The organism is Paenarthrobacter sp. YIM B13468, assembly GCF_042788025.1.
Taxonomy (GTDB): Bacteria; Actinomycetota; Actinomycetes; order Actinomycetales; family Micrococcaceae; genus Arthrobacter; species Arthrobacter aromaticivorans.
Window position 1 is genome coordinate 86,378 of the sequence record NZ_JBHZPI010000018.1, and the last position, 18,845, is coordinate 105,222.

Below are 18,845 nucleotides of genomic sequence, written 5' to 3' on the forward strand. Positions count from 1 at the left end.
CCGCGCCCCGGGCGAATCATTCGTGATCCGCCCGGGGCGCGGTTTTGCGCGCGCACCCAACTGGGTAGCAGAAGTGCGCGTTTTGAGGGGTCTAAACGCGCACTGCTGCTACCCAGTTGGGCGGGTTAGTCTTCCGCGATAACTGCCACGGCTCCGGCGGGGACCACACCGCTGAAGCGCGCCCCGCTCAGCAGCTCGTCGCCGTCGGCCTTCACCGTCACGTCCGCGCGGCTGTGGTTGATGGCGAAGAGGAAGCTACTGCCATCCGCGGATCGCCGCCGGGCGAGTTCGACGCCGGCAGAAGCCTCGGCAACGGCCGTCACCCCAGCTTCCTCCAGCAGACGGGCAGTGAGTGAATCGATGCCGTCGGCGTCGGGTAGTGTCGCAAGGTACCAAGCCGCCCCTGCCCCGGTGGGTCTGCGCGTGACGGCGGGGACGCCGTCGAGCGGGTAGTCCGTAAAGGTAGCCAGGACCTCGGCTGGTGCGCCGGCAGATTCAGCCACGTGAACGTGCTCGCTCCACACGGAACCAACTGTTCCATCGCTGAGGGTGACTGTGCTGCCAGGGAAGAGCGGATGGAATTCCTCGGTTCGGATTCCCAGTAATTCGCGGAAAGCTCCCGGGTAGCCACCCAACCGAACGTGGTCCTGCTCATCCACGATGCCGCTGAAGTAGCTGATGAGGACCGTTGCACCGCCTTCTGCTGCGGCGGCGATAGAGGCGGCCGCGGAATCCGTGACGGCGTAGAGGGTGCAGACCAGAATGAGATCGTAGCCGGAGAGGTCGGCGGAGGGGCGGACGAAGTCCGTACTGACACCACGCAGGTACAGAGATCGGTGGAAAGCCCGCATGGTATCCAGGTACTTCAGGTCCTGGCTTGGGTGCGAGTCCAGCTCGGAGGCCCACCATGCTTCGTAGTCAAAGACGAAAGCAACCCTCGACTCCACGCGGGAACCCTTCACGGATTCCATCTTGGACAGGGCATCGCCGAGCTCCACCACGTTGCGCCAGACGTGGGTGTCGCGTCCGCCGTGCGGAACCATGGCTGAGTGGAATTTTTCAGATCCAGCCTTGCTCTGGCGCCACTGGAAGAACATGACGGCGTCGGCGCCGCGGGCAACATGGGCCAGGGAGTTGCGGAGCATTTCCCCGGGCATCTTTGGCTGGTTATGGGGCTGCCAGTTGACCGCCGATGTGGAGTGTTCCATTAGGATCCACGGTTTGCCCAGGGCCACGCCGCGCGTGAGGTCAGCGCTGAAGGCGAGTTCGATTTCCCGCTCAGGATCGGCAGCCACCAGGTAATGGTCGTTCGCGATCACGTCCATGTCCTTGGACCAATCGAAGTAGTCCAAGGTTTTGGTAGCGCTGGAAACCATGAAGTTGGTGGTGGCCGGGACGTTCGGTGTAACTTCACGGATTACTGCCAGTAGGGCGCGGTAGTAATCGATGAACGCCCACGAGTTGAACCGTGCAAAGTCCAGTTGCTGTCCGGGGTTGAGGGTGGTGGGTGCGGCACCGGGCGGGATGATTTCCTCGAACGAAGCGTAGTGCTGGGACCAGAACGCGGTTCCCCATGCGTCGTTGAGGGCTTCGATGGATCCGTACCGGCGTTCCAGCCAGGCTCGGAATGCGGCAGCGTCTTCTTCACCGTGGAACTCGCCAACATGGCAGCCGAGCTCATTGTCCACATGCCACAATGCCAGCGCAGGGTGGTTCTTGTAGCGTTCGGCGATGACCCTGGTCATCGTGGTTGCGTACCTGCGGTACACCGAGGACGATGGCGTGTAGTGCCGTCGCGAGCCGCGTTCCAGCCTTGTTCCTTCCGCTGTCACAGGAAGGATTTCGGGGTGTTTCCTGGCCAGCCAGGCCGGCGGTGATGCGGTGGCCGTAGCCAATGCCACTTTGATGCCGGCTTGGTGGAGGTTGTCCATGACGTCGTCCAGCCAGCCGAAATCGTACTGGCCTTCCACCGGTTCCAGCAGGCCCCAGGAGAAGATGGCGACGCTCAGGAAATTGACCCCCGCTTCCTTCATCAGCTCGATATCTTCACGGCGGACGTCTTCGGGCCATTGCTCAGGGTTGTAGTCGCCGCCGTAGGCCAGGCCATTGATGCTGTCCCATACGGACAGGGTTCCGAACGGGCTTTCCGAGGGGGTTTGGGACGGGCCTTCGGATGGGCCTCGGGAGAGTTCAGGGGAGGGCAAAGGGACTCCTTGGTCAGGTTCGGCAGTGCGGGATAACTGTGGAGCTTGGCTGCTATCAGGTTAGGCGAGGATCTTGGAAAACGCTTGCCCAGATTCCCGATTGAGGATATTGTATCGATTCAGAACGAGTGTAAGCGAGGTCACTCTCCCTGTGGGAGAACCGAACAGGCTTGCACCAACTGAGCAAGGAGGCTCTCATGATCAACAGAAGGAATTTCCTCACCACGGTGGCCCTTGGCACTGCATCTGCGGCGTTCCTGTCCGCCTGCGGCCAGTCTTCATCGTCCAGCAAGACGGGTTCTGCCGAGAATCCCGTGACCATCACGTACACCTGGTGGGGCAACGACGACCGCGCCGAACGCACACGCAAGGCGATAGCACTTTTTGAGTCCAAGAATCCGGATGTCAAGGTCAACGGCAACTTCACGGACTTCGCTGGGTACTGGCAGAAGCGCGCCACGGAAGCTGCCGGTGGTGGCCTGCCGGACGTTATGCAGTGGGACCTGTCCTACCTGCGCGACTATGGCCAGCGGAACCAACTACTGGACCTGGGCACGGTAAAGATCAACACGGATGCCTTCGACAAGTCACTCCTGCCTTCGGGCCAGATCCGTGGAAAAACTTACGGTATCCCCACCAGCACCAATGCGTTCGCTGTCTACTACGATCCCGCCAAGCTCAAGGCCATGGGCATCGCCGAGCCTGACGGAACGTGGAACTACAAGGAGTTCAACTCTTTCCTTGCCGAGGTGGGGCAGAAGGGCAACGGAACGTTGTTCGGCGGCACGGACTACACCGGTGTCTGGTGGATGTTCAACATCTGGCTGCGCCAGAACAACATTCAAGCCTTTACGGACGAAGGCAAGCTCGGGTTCTCCAAGGACGACCTCAAGAAGTGGTGGAACACCACCGCCCAGCTTCGGGGAACCCCGGCGATCGTTGGCGAAGACAAGACGACGCAGCTGCTGCCGAAGTCCCCGTTCGGCTCAAACGTCACTGCCACGGAAGTCACGTGGGACAACTTCATGGCCGGTTACCTCGGCGATAGTGGTGCCAAGGAACTCAAGCTTGTGCCGGTTCCCTCCGATAACTCCGACAACTTGGGACTCTTCCTCAAGCCGTCCATGCTGATGGTGGCCAGCGCCAAGACCAAATACAAGGATGCTGCTGCCCGTTTCATCGACTTCATGGTCAACGATCCCGAGGTAGGCCAGATCTTCAAGACCTCCCGTGGTGTTCCTGCGTCCAAGACCCAGCGCGACGGAACCACCTTTGAAGGCACAGACAAGCTGGTGGTGGACTACGAAAAGTCGATCGAGAAGTACCTCAAGGATGCTCCGGAGCCGCCCATCGTCGGTTTCGGCACGCTTGAATCCTCATTCAAGCGCGTCAGCTCGGACCTTAACTACGGCAAACTCACCATCGACGGTGCTGCAGATGCCTGGTTCAAGGAAGCCGAAGACCTTATCAAGCAGAATGCCTGATCAGACATTCGTGTCTGGCCCAGGCTTTCCAACCGACGGACTGATCTCGTGACTCAAAGCCCAACCCTGAGCAGGCGCTCCCAGTCGACCGCTCCCTTGCAGCAGCGCACATCGCGGCGGCGAGGGGCGGACGCCCGCGCCGGCTACACCTTCCTGCTTCCTTGGCTGCTCGGATTCATTGCCCTGACCGTGGGTCCGATGATTTCCTCGCTGTACCTCTCCTTTACCAACTACAACCTCTTCGATCCCCCCAAGTGGATAGGCCTGGACAACTACGCCACGCTCTTCCAAGACGAACGTTTCCTGCAGTCCGTGGGAGTAACCCTCAGCTATGTAGTGTTCGGTACCCCTTTGAAGCTCGCTGCGGCCCTGGCGATCGCCATGCTGCTGAACAGCAAGCGAAAGGGACAGGGGTTCTACCGTTCCGCGTTCTACGCTCCCTCCCTGATCGGTGCCAGTGTTTCCATCGCCATCGTCTGGAAGGCGATGTTCGGCGATTCCGGTCCTGTGGATGAGGGCCTGTCCTTCTTCGGGATCAACCTCGGCGGTTGGGTGGGCAATCCATCCATGACGATGCCCATGATGATCCTTCTGACGGTGTGGCAGTTCGGCGCTCCGATGGTGATTTTCCTGGCCGGGCTCAAGCAGATTCCTGCCGATCTCTACGAGGCAGCCTCGATGGACGGCGCCGGTCCGGTCCGTAAGTTCTTCAACATCACCTGGCCCATGCTTTCCCCGGTGATCTTCTTCAACCTGCTGATGGAAACCATTCACGCGTTCCAGATCTTCGCCTCTGCCTACATCATCTCCAATGGTGAAGGCGGCCCCGCAGGCTCCACTCTCTTCTACACCCTCTACCTGTACTTGCGCGGTTTCAGCGACTTCCGGATGGGCTACGCCTCGGCCATGGCCTGGCTCCTGGTGATCGTGGTCGGCATCATCACGCTGATCTTCTTCAAGACCTCCAAGTCCTGGGTCCACTACAGCGGTGATTCAAAATGACAACAATGGCAACCCCTACCCAGTCCACGCCCGCCACTCCAGCCCCGGTGTACAACCCGAAGTCCGAGTCGGGCACGGCCAAGCGCATCAAAAGCATCATCTTCCACATCGTTGCCTTGGCGCTGGTAGGGGTAGTCCTCTACCCGGCTCTGTGGATGGTGGCCTCGTCCTTCAAACCGAACTCCGAAATCGGTGGTTCCACCACCCAGCTATGGTCCAACAACTTCAGCTTCGACAACTTCGTCACGGCCATGGACGGCATCGGCGGAGTGTCCACCCTGACGTTCTTCACCAACTCCCTGATTCTGGCCGTCGGCGCAGTAGTCGGCACCATCCTTTCAGCGAGTGTCTCAGCGTACGCTTTTGCCCGCATCAACTTCCCTGGCCGCGGAATCTTCTTCGGCATGATGATTGCCACCTTGCTGCTCCCGTTCCACGTGGTGATCATCCCGCAGTACATCGTGTTCCAGCAGCTTGGCCTGGTAGACACCTATGTGCCGCTGTTGATCGGTAAATTCCTGGCCGCCGACGCGTTCTTTGTCTTCCTGATGGTCCAGTTCATGCGCAACCTTCCGGCAGAACTGGACGAGGCCGCCCGCATCGACGGCGCCGGACACGTCCGCATCTTCGGCTCGATCATGCTCCCGCTCATGAAACCGGCATTGATCTCGACCTCGATCTTCTCCTTCATCTGGAGCTGGAACGACTTCCTGGGCCCGCTTCTTTACCTGAACACCCCCGAAAAATACCCTCTGCCTCTGGCTTTGCGGCTCTTCGTTGACCAGACCCAGAGCTCGGATTATGGAGCGATGATCGCGATGTCCGTTCTTGCGCTCCTGCCCGTGTTGGTCTTCTTCCTGGTTTTCCAGCGCTACATCGTAGAAGGCGTTTCAACACAGGGCCTCAAGGGCTGACGGACACGAAGGCTGAAGAACAGAATGAGCGTCATGGACACAACAGGAAAGTCCTCCTCGGAGAAGCCGGCCATCTCGGTCAACCGATTTGCTCTCTTCTCCGAGACCATCCTCGCGGGAGTCATTGTGCTCCTCCTATCCGTCCCGTTGGTAACGGCGCCAGCCGCCTATGCCGCCGGCGTCGCGCATCTTGAACGGCACCTCAGTGGCAGGGATGATTCCCTTCGGAGCCTTTGGGGCAACTTCCGCCGCGCGCTTCCCGGCAGTTGGAAGATCGGAATCACGACGGCGGCAGCCGCCGTCGTGATTGTCCTAAACCTGTTGCTCGCACTGGTGGGGCAACTGCCCGGGCGGGCACTGATCCTGCCCGCGACCTTGATTCTGGCGGCCGCAGCCGCCGTGCTCCTGCTCAGGATCGCCGGCAACTGGAGCGGCGGAGTGATCTGGGCAGGCGACGCCGGCCGGAAGTCCGTGGATCTTCCAAGTCCACAGCAGCGGTGGCGGCTTGCCTACTCCCAAGCCAAAACTGATTCGTTCCGTGATGGGAGCGGTTCGCTGTTGCTCCTCGCCGCGGTTTTCGTGGCAGTCGTTTTTGTGTGGATGCTGCAGGCGCTCTTCGTCATCGTTCCGGGCATGCTGATCCTTGCCGCTGCTGCCGTCAAGATCAGGGCCGCCAGCCGCACCCAAATCTGAGAGTGCATCCGACAACCTGCTGAATCGAGCTGACCACCCCGTGTCACCGCGTCCGTTGCCACCGCGCCGTCCCTCTGACCAGACCTCGAACTCCGCCGGCAAAGACGCCGCCTCGCCAAGGCCCCGCTCCATCGAAGCGTGGCACTACCCACTCCGCCACCACAATTACCGGATCTTCGTGACGTTGTCGCTCGTCGGCAGCGGCGGTGTGTGGATGCAACGACTCGCCCAGGACTGGCTTGTCCTGCAGCTCACTGGAAGCCCGGCTGCGGTGGGATTGGCTGTGGCACTTCAATTCCTGCCCATGCTGGTGGTTGGTCCCATCAGTGGTGTGCTGGTAGATCTCTTTCCGAAGCGCCGAATCCTCATGGTGTGCCAGTCCGTAGCTGCACTGCTGGCCGCTGGACTAGCTGCTTGGAATGCCATGGGCGGCACGGACGTGTGGGTTGTCTATGGCTCCTGCATTGCTTTAGGAATTACCAGCTCCATTGATGGGCCCGCCCGGCAAGTCTTCGTCAATGAGGTAGTAGGTGATGCCGGACTACCGGCGGCGATTGGCCTCAACAGTGCGATAGGTCAGCTCGGTGCCATGCTCGGTCCCGCCTTGGCCGGCGTCCTCATTGCCCAAGCTGGCCCAGCCGCTGCGTTTGCGACGAACGCGGGGATCGGGCTGGCCGTTTTGGTGATGATCGCTCTTATCCGGCCAGCTGAGCTTCATCACGCACACGACCCCGACGGCCCACCCCGGGGTAAGCGTGGACAAATCCTGGCCGGCTTCAAGTATGTGAGTGCCAGGCCGCAGCTTCTTCTCATCATACTGTTGGCCGGCCTCTTGGGAGCATTCGGGATGAACGGTCCCGTGGTCCTCGCAGCATTCGCTGACCGTGTGTGGCACAGCGGTCCCGCCGGATTTGGGCTCTTCAACATGGTCAGCGCCTTGGGAGCCTTGGTGGGCGCGTTGGTGGCCAGCCGTATCAAGCGCTTTGGGCGCAAGGGCATTGTTGCCAGCGCCGGGCTCTTTGGCCTGGCCCAGTTACTCGCTGCTCTGATGCCCACGCAGGAGTCATTCGTGGTGATGCTCATTGTGGTTGGCTTCATGACGCTCATGTTCCTCACCAGTGCAGCCACCAGCGTCCAACTCGAAGCCGGTGCAAGCGTGAGGGGCAGGGTCTTGGCCCTTTACTTTCCACTTCTCTTGGGTGGGCACGCCCTGGGAGGCTTGCTCGCCGGCTGGCTCACGGAAGAATTCGGCGTCCGGGCGGGCCTTGTGGTGACGGGAGCTCTGGGTATGGTGTCAGCGGCAGTGGTAGGTGCGATCCTGTGGCGCCAGCGCGTTGCTGCGCGAGATGACAGTTGAGACGGGAAACATTGCCATCAAACGCCATCTCGGCGAACCAACTCCTCAATAGCCTCCACGCCCAGGGTTCCGTCACTGATCCAGACCGTGTTTGTACGCGTGAGTGACGTACCGGCAGCAAGTTCCACCGCGGTATCCCACGCCAGGGCGGAACCCACGGCAGGGTACTCACGGCAGCGAACAAACCACGGGTCCGCCGCTTCGGCAGGTGCGGCAAACACCAAAGTGGCCGGGCCGCCGATGAACTCTCCAGTCCACGCAAGCCACGGCGCAACCGAACCATGCACAGCAGCCTCACCTTCCGCAGCGGCGGAGAAGACGCGTGGGGAACCGTTGTTGGGGAGGCGCCAGAAGAAGCCGCCATAACCACTGCCCGCGGCACCATGCGAACCAGGACTGCCCAGTGAGACATCCACGACGGCGGTAAGTTCCGTCTGGATGTCGAGTCGCCAGGTGCCGGGGTCCAGAAGCGTTCGCCGGTAGCTCCGTTGCTCTTCGAGGAGGAGACCGCCGTCGGCCGCGAGCCAGTGGAGGTCAAGCGTGGTCTTTTCATCTTCGCGGCGCAGGCCACTGACCTCGATGCGGCCGTGGTTCCGCAGATCCATGTATTTGCCAGCGGCGCGCCGATAGCTTCGACCACCCCAGAAGTTGTTTCCGTTGACATCCTGAAGGGCGAACCCGGCACCGAGATGCCATATGTGATCCACAGGCATATGTTCGGTCACTACGATCCCTGATGGCGTCGTAACAGGGTGCAGATAGGGCCGCGGCGAAAGCTCTGGCTCCAAGGCGTCGCCAGCGCGGAAGACTGCAGTGGGAGAGCCAGGCAGGGGAGCGAAAAGTGGTCCCGAGGCGGTAGCGTCCTTCCGCGCCCAGGGAAGCCCGAGCTCGGAGAAGGTTGCATGAGCGCGGGCTGCCCGCTCCAGGATTTCTTCTATCCCATGAATCACGGCATGCGCTTGTTCGCCTACGCCTACCCATTCCACGTATTGCGAGTGTATGAGTGCCGGCGCGTCAGCGGTGCGGATGGCCTCAAGGACGCGCATGAACGCGCCGCTTTCATCCAAGGGACTCAGCAGCGCAGTGCCGTGGGACAAATGGTGGAGCAGGTTTTCGGTGAGGTCTTCACGTCCGAACGTGTGCGCCATTTCGCCCGCTTCGGTGCGGACGGTCACCCGGTCTTCGGTGTAGTGGAACACGGCCGTTCCTTCAGTCCCATGAAGCGTGACGTAGGGTTCAACGGACTCGGTGGCGCACAGCGTCAGGGCGCACGTGATGGGCAGCCCGTCCACTGTCCGCATGCGAATCACCGAGGTATCGTCTGCCTCGATGTCGTTGGCCCGGTAGAGATCAGTCTCCACGGTGGCGAGGTCTTTTGCAGTCCGGGCCCCGGCTATCCGGAGGGCCGTGGCTATCGCGTGGGCCAAGGGATTGGTGGCGACGCCGTCCACTACGTCAACTCCGCCGAGGCTGCGCCTTCCGGCCCACCTCGAGCGTTTGTAATATGCGCGGTCCCGGACCCAGCGCCCTGTGGCCGTAATGCCTTTGAGCGACCCAATGCTGGGGAGTTCTGCCGAAGCCTCCCCGCTGGCCAGTTTTTCCAGCGCGGTGAGTGCATGGGAGCCCAGGCTTTGGAACCCGATCTGGACGCTCCGGCCAGCTGTTGCGGCTGCCTCCTGGAGCCGGATGAAGTCGCTCATGGAAGCGACCGGAGGCTTTTCGAGATAAAGATCTGCGGAGGAAGCCAGCACGGAAAGAGCCAAGGGGGCGTGTGTCTGGATCGGAGTTGCCACAATGATCACGTCCGGCTGATGGCCTCCTCCAAGCAGCTCATCCAGATCGGAGTGGACGGCCGTGGAAGGCGGCAACGTGCCTGGGGCCGGGGGATTCGGGTCTGCGACTGCAACGAGATCCACCACGCCCTCCGAACTGAGCCTTTCCAGGTTCTGGAGGTGATGGGCGCCGAAGCCATGAACGCCTACCAGGGCGATCCTTGCCGGTGCAGTCCTGAGGGTGCCGGGACTTTTGGCGGACCCGGCGGAAGTGGTTTCCATGGTTCTCCTCTGCTGGCTGGCAACTGCTGGCGACTACCTCAAGGCGTGCTCGATAAGGCGTTTCTCAAGAGGCCCGGCGCTTCAGGCTATCTCCCGCAAGGTACACTCGGCAAGCGCTTTCCGATAGCTGGTTCTGCAAGTGTAGCGCGATCCTTCCTTGAATGTAACGATTCAAATCAAACCTTGACCGGACGCGGCCGGTCAGTCTAGATTGCGGTGAAACCGTTTACTTGTGATGTGGCGCACCCGGTCAAGTCCCGATTGGCTGGGATCGGTGACCGAGGCGAGATTGCAAGGTGATCGCCGGCGCCAGATATTTGGGTGAGTTCTGCAACGATGGAGAAAGGGAGCGCCATGACTTCTGGGGGATTTGGCTTTCGGGCCTACACGTTCTTCGACACACTCCTGTGGATCGCCTGCCTGAATATGCTCTGGATCGTCTTCACGCTGCTGGGTGGCGTGGTGCTGGGTATAGGACCTAGCACCACAGCTGCCCACATCCTGGTTCGTGACAAGGTGCAGGGAAACGCCACGCCTTTGATGCGCCGCTACGCCAAGGAGTACTTCAAGAACTTTGCGAAGGGCAATGCCCTCGGCGTTCCGGTCTTGGTAGTTGCTGCGGCCTTGGCCCTGAACTGGGGCTATTTTTCTGCCGGCTGGGATCTGGGTTCGCAAGTGGCATCGGCCGCGATCCTCCTGGCTGTCCTCTTTGCGGCCGGAACGTTGTGCTACCTCTTTCCGATGTTTGCCAGATACGAACTCACGCTTCCCCAGTACTTTGTGATGTCGTCCCGGTTTGCCATGCGCCACCTCGCGGGGACCGTCATACTCCTGTTCGTAACGGCGGCCGCCGTATTCGCCTGCCGCTCACTTCCCGGCCTGGTGCCGTTCTTCGGTGTTGGTGCCTGGCTCTATCTCACCGGCTGGTTGTGCGACCGGTTCTTTGCTGCCAATGACGACGCCATGGCTGCCAAGGAAACGGACCCTGCGGCAGCAGTTGTCCTCGCCTCTGGCGATCAAGCGACCATCACGGCAGCCAGCCCCCTGACCGCCCCTTCCACTGACAAGGAGATCAGTCTTGTTTGAAACCAGCCGCCCGCCCGCAGGCGCGGGCCGTGTCCTCCATCGATCCCTTGATAACCAAGGGCATGCCGAACTTGTCCAAGGAGGCCCCGAGCTGGGCGTAGATTCTCCTGGCGTGAGCGTTAATGAAACGTATCAAGACGCGAACGGCCGTCACCTGTGGAGCCTGAAACGCTTCCCCGGCGTGGCCCCGGAATCGTCAATCGACAACAACCCCGAAGAAGTGGAGTAGGAAATGATCCGTAGAAAACCAACCCTGGCGGCCGCCGTCGTCGTCTCTGCCGCCTTGGCCCTGACCGCCTGCGGTGGCGAAGCGCCGGCGTCGGACCTCTCATCCGTCAAGATCATGGCGCCCTTCCTGGAAGCGCAGCCGCCAACCCCGGACGGCGCTGTGCAGAAGAAGCTTGAAGAGCTCACAGGCAAGGACATCAACATCTCCTGGGCGCCCAACGCCTCCTACGAGGACAAGATGAACATCACCTTGGCTTCCTCCGACATCCCGCACGTCCTGGTGGTGCAGGGCAAGTCGCCGGGCTTCGTGAAGAACGCCGAAGCCGGGGCGTTCTGGGACCTTACCGACAAACTCAAGGACTACCCGAACCTCAAGACGACCTTTCCCGAAGTCCAGCAAAACGCCAGCGTCAACGGCAAGGTTTACGGGGTTTTCCGGGCTCGTAATCCGATCCGCGCCGCCGTGATGTTCCGCCAGGATTGGCTGGACAAGTTGGGCCTGAAAGCGCCGCAGACCACAGAAGACCTGTACAAGGTGGCCAAGGCATTCACCGAGCAGGATCCGGATGGCAACGGCCAGAACGATACCTACGGCATCACGATTCCCAAATGGGGCGCACTGGGCACCAACAGCCCCTACGACATGATCGAGACCTGGTTCGGCGCCGGAAACCGCTGGACCGAGCGGGACGGCAAGCTGGTGCCGAGCTTCGAAACCGAAGAATTCCTGCAGGCTGATCGCTTCATCAAGAAGATGGTGGACGAGAAACTCATCAACCCCGACTTCGCCACCTTCGATCCCACCAAATGGAATGAGCCCTTCTTCAACGGCAAGGGCGGCATTATTGTCGACGTCGACTCCCGGGTCAGCGTGCTGATCAACCTTTTCAAGCAGGCCAACCCGAGCGACTTCCAGAGCAAAGTGGGCTTCGTGGGCAGCCTGAAGGGCCCGGACGGTGAACTGCACGCCCACCCGACCGATGGTTACTCCGGCTTCCTTGCCATCCCCAAGTCCAGCGTCAAAACCGAAGCCGACCTGAAGAACGTCCTGACATTCCTGGACAAACTCAACAGCAAGGAAGTTGCCGTCCTGATGAACAACGGCATCGAGGGAGTCAACTTCACGGTTGAGGAAGGACTGGCGGCCACCATCAAGCCGGAAACGCCGGAGGGCAAGGTAGTCAACACCGACATCAAGAGCTACGCGCAACTTGGCACCAACGTCACGGGGAACAACTTCTACCCTGTGAAGCAGGCGTCCGAGTACGAGCAGAAGGTCTTTGACGATCGCGTTGCAGTGATGGCGAACGACCTCAAGAGTGCCGTGTACAACCCGGCCGCAGCCTTCGTTTCGCCCACGTATGTGGCCAAGGGTGCGCAGCTGGACAACATCGTGGCCGACGCCCGCATCAAGTACCTGGCTGGGCAGCTGGACGAGCAGGGCTTAAAGGATGCCATCAAGCTGTGGAACACCAGCGGTGGTGACAAGGTCAAAGAAGAGATAAACAAGCTGTGGCAGGACACCAAGAAGTGACCGCCCCGGTCGTTGAAGCCAAGGCACCGGAGCGGGCGGCCAGCACGCCGCCCGCCCCGGCGCGGCGACGCAGCTTTGCAGTCCACTTCGCGCATTACAAATGGTTGTATCTACTGCTCCTGCCCGGCGTGGTGTACTTCGCAGTGTTCCGGTACGGTCCCATGTACGGTGTTTCCATCGCCTTCAAGGACTACGTTCCGTTCCTGGGCGTCAACGGCAGTCCTTGGGTGGGTCTAACCAACTTCACCGACTTCTTCGCCAACCCGGACTTTCCGCGGTTGCTGGGGAACACACTGATCCTGGCGTTCCTGAACCTGGGGATCGCCTTTCCGCTGACCATCGTCCTGGCATTGCTGCTCAACGAGGTCCGGCTTTCGGTGCTGAAGCGAACCGTCCAGACACTCGTCTACATCCCACACTTCCTGTCCTGGACCATCGTGGCGTCGCTGAGCTTCCTCCTCTTCGCCTTGGACATCGGACCGTTGTTCCAGTTCGTCAACGGGTTGTTTGGCACCAATGTGGACATCCTGTCCGATCCGAACTGGTTCCGGCCGCTGATTGTGCTTCAAGAGATCTGGAAGAACACCGGTTGGGGAACCATCATCTTCCTGGCGGCACTGGCCACCGTGGATCAGGACCAGTATGAGGCCGCAATTATCGACGGCGCCGGCCGGTTCCGGCGCGTCTGGCACATCACCTTGCCCGGCATTCGGTCCACCATCATCGTGATGCTCATCCTGGCCATCGGGCAGATGCTCAACACCGGCTTTGAGCAGATCTACCTCATGACCAACGCACTCAACCGCAGCGTGGCCGACGTCTTCGATACCTACGTGTACTTCGTAGGCATCACCCAAGGCGCCTACAGCTACAGCACCGCCGTCGGGCTTTTCAAGTCTTTGGTGGGCATAGTACTGATCTTCGGCACCAACTGGCTGTCCAAGCGGTTCAACCAGAGCGGACTTTTCTAATGAAGATTCACAACACGCGTGGCGGTCGGATTTTCGATGCCGCCAACTACGTCTTCCTGACCCTGATCGGCATCATCACCCTGTTGCCTTTCGTCTACGTCCTGGCAGGATCCTTCGCCAACGAAGCCGAAATTACGCGGCGGGCGTTCTTCGTTTGGCCCGAGCAATTCACGCTGGGGGCGTATGAGTACATTTTCTCCACGCCGTCCTTTACCAAAGCCCTGCTCACCACCGTGCTGGTCACGCTGGTTGGGACGCTGGTGCAACTGGTCCTCACGGTCACCATGGCCTACCCGCTGGCGAAGCGTGGACTTCGTGGCCGGAAACTGATCCTGTCCCTGGTGGTTTTTGCCATGGTCTTCTCAGGCGGCATGATTCCAACGTTCCTGCTGGTCAAGGACCTGGGCTTGCTGAACAGTTACTGGGCTCTTATCCTGCCTGCGGCCATCAACCCGTTCAGCCTGATCATCATCAAGAACTTCTTCCAGGAGCTCCCTGCCGAGCTCGAGGAATCAGCCAAGATGGACGGAGCTACGGAGATTGGAATCCTCTGGCGGATCCTGCTGCCGCTGTCCAAGCCGGTATTGGCCACGTTTGCGCTTTTCTACGCTGTGGGTATTTGGAACGACTTCATGTCCCCGCTTTTGTACCTCAGCGACAACAACATGTGGACGCTTCAGATGTACCTGCGTCAGGTCACCGCTGCATCGGATCTCCTTGGCACCGGCAATGTGGATCCGTCATACATCCCGCCCGAGCAAGGCATCAAGTTCGCCGTGATCGTGGTGGCAACCTTGCCCATCCTCATCTTCTACCCCTTCCTGCAGAAGCACTTTGCCAAAGGAATGCTGATCGGTTCGGTTAAGGGGTAGCAGCTCCTGATGAAAGGAAACTCATGAAAATACTCCTCGCGGGCGACTCCACCGTGGCAGCCTGCCCGAGTTACGAATACCCGATGAGTGGTTGGGGAGCCCACCTCGCGTCCGAAACCTATTGGTGGGCTGCTGTCCACAATTACGCGAAGGGTGGTGCCACCACGGAGTCGTTTCGGGATGAAGGGCTTTGGCACGAGCTGCTTCACCAGACGGTTCAAGGGGACCTCGTCCTGATCCAGTTCGGGCACAACGACCAGAAGCGGGAGCACCTCGCCGCAAGAAAGGGCTATGCCGACAACCTGAAACGGATGGTGGCCGACGTCCGTTCCAAGGGTGGTGTTCCCATTCTGTGTACGCAGGTGGAGCGCCGGAGCTTCCTCGACGGAACGCTGCAGGAGACGCTGGGTGACTATCCCGCCGTCGTGCGTGAACTTGGCATGGAGCTGGGGTTGGACGTCTTCGACCTCAACCAATGGACCCGTGCGCTGTACGAGGAGCTGGGGGAGGAGGGGTCCAAGGAATTGTTCTTCCACTTCGCTCCCGGCGAGCATGCGCATTGGGCCGGGGGCCTTGAGGACAACACGCATTTCCACGAGACGGGTGCGCGCCGGATTGCGGGTTACGTCGCGGAGCAGCTCGAAGCGCTCGGCTACGGGTTGGCCGCTGCCCTCAAAGCTGGAGTGGGCGCTTGATCTACTCCAACCCCTTGCGGGGTCCTTCTGATATCGCTGGTTGGGTCGCCGAAGGGCCGGTCCAGTATGGAACGTACGACGACGGCGGGCCGGCCTTGGGCGGCGACGGAACCAGCGCGCTTCTCCTTTCCGGTACCCTCGACGCGGAGGAACATGGAGACCACGCGCACTGGACCCTCTGGTGCCCTGAGGAGACACCGGACCATGTCCGGATCAGGTGGGAGTTCCTTCCGATTGAGGAACCAGGCCTGGCCATGGTGTTCTTCTCCGCGCGGGGGCACGACGGCGAGGATCTGTTCTCCACTTCGCTGGCTCCGCGGACCGGTTACTACCCGCAGTACCACTCAGGGGATATCAATGCCCTCCACATCTCCTACTTCCGCCACAAATACGCCACGGAGCGGGCCTTCAGGACGTGCAACCTGCGCAAAAGTGCCGGCTTCGAACTCGTAGCGCAGGGAGCGGACCCGCTTCCTCCAGCCGATGACGCTGACGGCTTTTACAGGATGGAAGTCATCAAAGATGGCCGCCGTGTTGCCTTCTCGATCAATGGATTGCCCCTATTCGATTGGTTGGACGCGGGCCAGGAACCCTTGGCTGGCGGCTACTTCGGAATCCGCCAAATGGCCCCTCTACGGGCGGCTTACCGAAACCTGTCCATTACTCCCTTGTAGTTCCCCGTCCTCGTGACCGGCGACACAACCCTATGACGTAGGATGTCCTCATGCCTCTCTTTGACCTGCCCCTTGAGCAGCTCCGTAACTACACCTCCAGCGCAGTTCCGCCTACTGATTTCGAAGCCTTCTGGGACCGCACCATCGCCGAGGCCAGGGCCTTGCCGCTGGACGCCGTCTTCGAACCCGTCGACAACTATCTCGCCGTGATCGACACCTTCGATGTCACCTTCTCCGGCTTCGGGGGAGATCGCATCAAGGGCTGGCTGCACGTTCCCTCACACCTGGAAGCAGGGCAGCAGATTCCTGTCGTCGTGGAGTACATCGGTTACTCCGGCGGACGCGGGCTGGCCAACCAGAACACCCGGTGGGCGCAGGCTGGATATGCCCACTTCATCATGGACACCCGCGGTCAGGGCTACGGCGGCGTCTCCGGTGACACCCCGGATCCGCATCCATCAGCTGGCGAAGTCAACTATGCCGGGCTCATGACCCGCGGTTCGGGGCACCAGGACGATTACTACTTCCGCCGGGTCTACGTGGACGCCTTCCGTGCGGTAGAAGCGGCGCAGAGCCATCCCGCCGTCGACCCCTCCAAGGTGGTGCTGACCGGCATCAGCCAGGGTGGCGGCATCACGGTGGCGGCTGCCGGGCTGGCCGGCGGAAGGCTCGACGGCGTGATCGCCGCGCTGCCCGACGTCCCCTTCCTGCAGGACTTTCCCCGTGCGATCGACATCGCGCCCCGCGGGCCCTACCCCGAAATTGCAGGTTTCCTGGGGCGGCACCGCGAAAAGTACGAGCCCATGCTTGCCGTGCTGAACTACTTCGATGGCGTGCATCTCGGCCGGGCCGCTACGGTGCCTGCGCTCTTCTCGGCAGCGCAGATGGACGATATTTGCCCGCCGTCAACGGTCTTTGCAAGCTTCAACAATTACGGTGTTGCAGGAGGTGCGCCCGCTAAGGACATCGAGGTATACCGCTTCAACAACCACGAGGGCGGCCAGGAACACCACTGGATCAAGCAGCTCCAGTTCCTCCGCAAACTTTTGTCATCATGACGGACCCAATTTGCCCGGTTTGACGAACCGCGGTTATGGTGTGGCTATGACTAACCGTTGGTATGCGTATTTTTCGTTGGCTCTGGAGGGGCCCGCGTCTAACTGACACGCATCCAACTTTCCTTCAGAGCCAGCAGGGCAGAGATTATTCTCTGCCCTTCGCCATATCCGGCGGGTTCTGAAAAGGGGCCCGCTCCGCATCCGGAACAGGACCCAGAAATGACCAGCATCGCTGCAGAATCCACCGAGACACTCGATAACGAGGCACTCCCCGCTGCCGGGAAAGCTTCCCAGCCCGCCACCTCCAACCTGCGGGTGGCCCGCTTCGAGCCGCTTCCGGCCCCTCAGGACCTCATCGCCGAGCTGCCGCTGGACGCCCGCTCAGCTGCCGTCGTCGACCGTGGCCGGGATGAAGTCCGGGCCATCATGGACGGCGTGGACGACCGCCTGCTGGTAATCGTCGGGCCTTGCTCCATCCACGATCCCAAGGCCGGTCTGGAATACGCGCGCCGGCTGGTCAGCCAGGCGGAGAAGCACAAGGAAGACCTGCTGATCGTCATGCGGACCTACTTCGAGAAGCCGCGCACCACGGTCGGTTGGAAGGGCCTCATCAACGATCCCCACCTGGACGGCAGCCACGATATCGCCGCCGGCCTGCGCGCCGCCCGCGGCTTCCTCAAGCAGGTCACGGCGCTGGGCCTGCCCACCGCCACCGAATTCCTGGAGCCCATCAGCCCCCAGTACATGGCGGACCTCGTCTCCTGGGGTGCCATCGGCGCCCGCACCACCGAAAGCCAGATCCACCGGCAGCTCGCCTCCGGGCTGTCCATGCCCATCGGCTTCAAGAACGGAACCGACGGCGACCTCCAGGTGGCGATTGACGCATGCGGCGCATCCGCCGCTGAGCAAGCCTTCCTGGGAATCGACGACGACGGCCGCGCGGCTCTCGTGGCCACGTCCGGCAACCCGGACACCCACGTGATCCTGCGCGGCGGCCGCAAGGGCCCCAACTACTCGCAGGAAGACGTTGCCGCTGCCTCATCCAAGCTCGCCGCCAAGGGACTGAACCCACGCTTGATCGTGGACGCCAGCCACGCCAACAGCGGCAAGAGCCACCACCGCCAGGCCGAGGTTGCCTTGGAAATCGGTGCGCAGCTCGAAACCGGTACCTCTTCTCCTGTTGCCGGCGTGATGCTGGAGAGCTTCCTGGTAGGCGGGGCGCAGAACCTCGACGTGGCCAAGCAGTTGGCTGGTGAGCAGGAACTCGTCTACGGCCAGAGCGTGACTGATGCCTGCATGGAATGGGATGTCACCGCTTCAGTCCTGGAGCAACTCGCTGCGTCGGCCCGGAAGCGCCGGCTGGTTTCGGGGGAGTAGCCGGGGAGTAGAGTCCCACTTAGCCGAAATGCTTTCACATTGGTCACTTCAGCCTCTAGAGTATCTAGCACATGGTTGTTTGATGGCTCAGCATCGGCACACCGTTCTACTGGGGGTGTCCTGTCCGGCTGAGAGCAAAGGAATATGGGAAATGTCCGCGGAGACTAACTTCTCGAATGCGCGTTTCATGACTGTGGCTGAAGTAGCCGACGTCCTGCGTGTTTCCAAAATGACTGTGTATCGCCTGGTCCACTCCGGGGAAATGCCTGCCGTCAGGTTTGGCCGCTCCTTCCGGGTGCCTGAGGAAGCCGTGGCCCAGTACCTCAAGGGTGCTGTGGTCGACGGACAATCGGAGACCGCCTGAGGGCGCCGCAGTCCGTCCCGCGGACCGTGGTCACGGGGTGCCCCTTTGAAGCGGTACTCTGTTAAGGAACGTTTTACGTCAATGTAAGAATCTGTCAGTTGTACTGTCTGCTGCTAGTCCGCGGATCCGTTCCAACAGACAGGACCTTCATCTAGTTTGTAAGGAACTTTCGTGGGTTCAGTTATTAAGAAGCGCCGCAAGCGTATGGCCAAGAAGAAGCACCGCAAGCTGCTTCGCAAGACTCGCCACCAGCGCCGCAATAAGAAGTAGAGATACTT

At 60.9% G+C, this 18,845-nt stretch carries 18 protein-coding genes; 16 read left to right on the forward strand and 2 right to left on the reverse strand.

Annotation, left to right across the window (positions count from 1 at the left end; all coding sequences use genetic code 11):
• Nucleotides 1-125 precede the first annotated feature (125 nt).
• Entirely contained in the window at nt 126-2,204 is a 2,079-nt protein-coding gene (locus ACFX4T_RS17145; protein ID WP_377652849.1) for a beta-galactosidase, read from the reverse strand.
• Nucleotides 2,205-2,401: 197 nt separating this feature from the next.
• On the opposite strand from ACFX4T_RS17145, the gene ACFX4T_RS17150 reads away from it, so the two are divergent.
• The 5 genes from ACFX4T_RS17150 to ACFX4T_RS17170 are packed head-to-tail and all read left to right on the forward strand — an operon-like array spanning nt 2,402 to nt 7,654.
• Entirely contained in the window at nt 2,402-3,688 is a 1,287-nt protein-coding gene (locus ACFX4T_RS17150; protein WP_216926822.1) for an ABC transporter substrate-binding protein, read from the forward strand.
• Nucleotides 3,689-3,736: 48 nt separating this feature from the next.
• Nucleotides 3,737-4,690, forward strand: a complete 954-nt coding sequence (locus ACFX4T_RS17155; RefSeq protein ID WP_216926823.1) for a carbohydrate ABC transporter permease — start codon at nt 3,737-3,739, stop codon at nt 4,688-4,690.
• Nucleotides 4,687-5,604 carry a carbohydrate ABC transporter permease gene (locus tag ACFX4T_RS17160; RefSeq protein ID WP_216926824.1) on the forward strand — a complete coding sequence of 306 codons (918 nt, stop codon included), beginning with the start codon at nt 4,687-4,689 and terminating at the stop codon, nt 5,602-5,604. The genes ACFX4T_RS17155 and ACFX4T_RS17160 overlap by 4 nt, the downstream gene beginning before the upstream one ends.
• 24 nt (nt 5,605-5,628) lie before the next feature.
• Nucleotides 5,629-6,297 (forward strand): Poxvirus protein I5, encoded by a 669-nt coding sequence (locus ACFX4T_RS17165; RefSeq protein ID WP_377652852.1) that lies wholly within the window; start codon nt 5,629-5,631, stop codon nt 6,295-6,297.
• A gap of 40 nt (nt 6,298-6,337) precedes the next feature.
• Complete coding sequence (locus ACFX4T_RS17170; protein ID WP_377652854.1) at nt 6,338-7,654, forward strand: MFS transporter; 1,317 nt, start codon at nt 6,338-6,340, stop codon at nt 7,652-7,654.
• A gap of 17 nt (nt 7,655-7,671) precedes the next feature.
• On the opposite strand, the gene ACFX4T_RS17175 is transcribed toward ACFX4T_RS17170, so the two are convergent.
• Nucleotides 7,672-9,708 (reverse strand): DUF6807 family protein, encoded by a 2,037-nt coding sequence (locus tag ACFX4T_RS17175; protein ID WP_377652856.1) that lies wholly within the window; start codon nt 9,706-9,708, stop codon nt 7,672-7,674.
• Between the two features lie 354 nt (nt 9,709-10,062).
• Between ACFX4T_RS17175 and ACFX4T_RS17180 the strand changes: the two genes are divergently transcribed.
• From ACFX4T_RS17180 to ACFX4T_RS17230, 11 genes are all read left to right on the forward strand, one after another.
• Nucleotides 10,063-10,794, forward strand: a complete 732-nt coding sequence (locus ACFX4T_RS17180) for a YesL family protein (RefSeq protein WP_377652858.1) — start codon at nt 10,063-10,065, stop codon at nt 10,792-10,794.
• Nucleotides 10,787-11,023, forward strand: a complete 237-nt coding sequence (locus ACFX4T_RS17185; protein ID WP_377652860.1) for a hypothetical protein — start codon at nt 10,787-10,789, stop codon at nt 11,021-11,023. The genes ACFX4T_RS17180 and ACFX4T_RS17185 overlap by 8 nt, the downstream gene beginning before the upstream one ends.
• 3 nt (nt 11,024-11,026) lie before the next feature.
• On the forward strand, nt 11,027-12,556 hold the full coding sequence (locus ACFX4T_RS17190; protein ID WP_377652862.1) for an extracellular solute-binding protein: 1,530 nt from the start codon (nt 11,027-11,029) through the stop codon (nt 12,554-12,556).
• Entirely contained in the window at nt 12,553-13,527 is a 975-nt protein-coding gene (locus ACFX4T_RS17195) for an ABC transporter permease (RefSeq protein WP_377652864.1), read from the forward strand. Before ACFX4T_RS17190 ends, ACFX4T_RS17195 begins: the two co-directional genes overlap by 4 nt.
• Nucleotides 13,527-14,399 (forward strand): carbohydrate ABC transporter permease, encoded by an 873-nt coding sequence (locus ACFX4T_RS17200; protein ID WP_377652866.1) that lies wholly within the window; start codon nt 13,527-13,529, stop codon nt 14,397-14,399. The genes ACFX4T_RS17195 and ACFX4T_RS17200 overlap by 1 nt, the downstream gene beginning before the upstream one ends.
• A 23-nt stretch (nt 14,400-14,422) precedes the next feature.
• The gene (locus ACFX4T_RS17205) at nt 14,423-15,094 is read left to right on the forward strand and encodes a rhamnogalacturonan acetylesterase (RefSeq protein ID WP_377652868.1); all 672 of its coding nucleotides are present in this window, start codon (nt 14,423-14,425) and stop codon (nt 15,092-15,094) included.
• Nucleotides 15,091-15,768: a DUF1961 family protein gene (locus ACFX4T_RS17210; RefSeq protein ID WP_377652870.1), complete on the forward strand. Its 678-nt coding sequence runs from the start codon at nt 15,091-15,093 to the stop codon at nt 15,766-15,768. Before ACFX4T_RS17205 ends, ACFX4T_RS17210 begins: the two co-directional genes overlap by 4 nt.
• A gap of 50 nt (nt 15,769-15,818) precedes the next feature.
• Entirely contained in the window at nt 15,819-16,826 is a 1,008-nt protein-coding gene (locus ACFX4T_RS17215; protein WP_377652872.1) for an acetylxylan esterase, read from the forward strand.
• A 219-nt stretch (nt 16,827-17,045) separates the two neighbouring features.
• On the forward strand, nt 17,046-18,203 hold the full coding sequence (locus ACFX4T_RS17220; protein WP_223946811.1) for a 3-deoxy-7-phosphoheptulonate synthase: 1,158 nt from the start codon (nt 17,046-17,048) through the stop codon (nt 18,201-18,203).
• Nucleotides 18,204-18,354: 151 nt separating this feature from the next.
• Nucleotides 18,355-18,567: a helix-turn-helix domain-containing protein gene (locus tag ACFX4T_RS17225; protein ID WP_017199160.1), complete on the forward strand. Its 213-nt coding sequence runs from the start codon at nt 18,355-18,357 to the stop codon at nt 18,565-18,567.
• A gap of 171 nt (nt 18,568-18,738) precedes the next feature.
• A complete protein-coding gene (locus ACFX4T_RS17230; protein WP_003792170.1) occupies nt 18,739-18,837 on the forward strand; it encodes a 30S ribosomal protein bS22 in 99 nt (32 codons plus the stop codon).
• The last annotated feature ends 8 nt before the right edge of the window (nt 18,838-18,845 follow it).

Coding starts and splice junctions, on each gene's coding strand:
- ACFX4T_RS17150 (WP_216926822.1), top strand. CDS start 2,402: ATGATCAACAGAAGGAATTTCCTCACCACGGTGGCCCTTGGCACTGCA.
- ACFX4T_RS17160 (WP_216926824.1), top strand. CDS start 4,687: ATGACAACAATGGCAACCCCTACCCAGTCCACGCCCGCCACTCCAGCC.
- ACFX4T_RS17165 (WP_377652852.1), top strand. CDS start 5,629: ATGAGCGTCATGGACACAACAGGAAAGTCCTCCTCGGAGAAGCCGGCC.
- ACFX4T_RS17175 (WP_377652856.1), bottom strand. CDS start 9,708: ATGGAAACCACTTCCGCCGGGTCCGCCAAAAGTCCCGGCACCCTCAGG.
- ACFX4T_RS17180 (WP_377652858.1), top strand. CDS start 10,063: ATGACTTCTGGGGGATTTGGCTTTCGGGCCTACACGTTCTTCGACACA.
- ACFX4T_RS17190 (WP_377652862.1), top strand. CDS start 11,027: ATGATCCGTAGAAAACCAACCCTGGCGGCCGCCGTCGTCGTCTCTGCC.
- ACFX4T_RS17200 (WP_377652866.1), top strand. CDS start 13,527: ATGAAGATTCACAACACGCGTGGCGGTCGGATTTTCGATGCCGCCAAC.
- ACFX4T_RS17205 (WP_377652868.1), top strand. CDS start 14,423: ATGAAAATACTCCTCGCGGGCGACTCCACCGTGGCAGCCTGCCCGAGT.
- ACFX4T_RS17215 (WP_377652872.1), top strand. CDS start 15,819: ATGCCTCTCTTTGACCTGCCCCTTGAGCAGCTCCGTAACTACACCTCC.
- ACFX4T_RS17220 (WP_223946811.1), top strand. CDS start 17,046: ATGACCAGCATCGCTGCAGAATCCACCGAGACACTCGATAACGAGGCA.
- ACFX4T_RS17225 (WP_017199160.1), top strand. CDS start 18,355: ATGTCCGCGGAGACTAACTTCTCGAATGCGCGTTTCATGACTGTGGCT.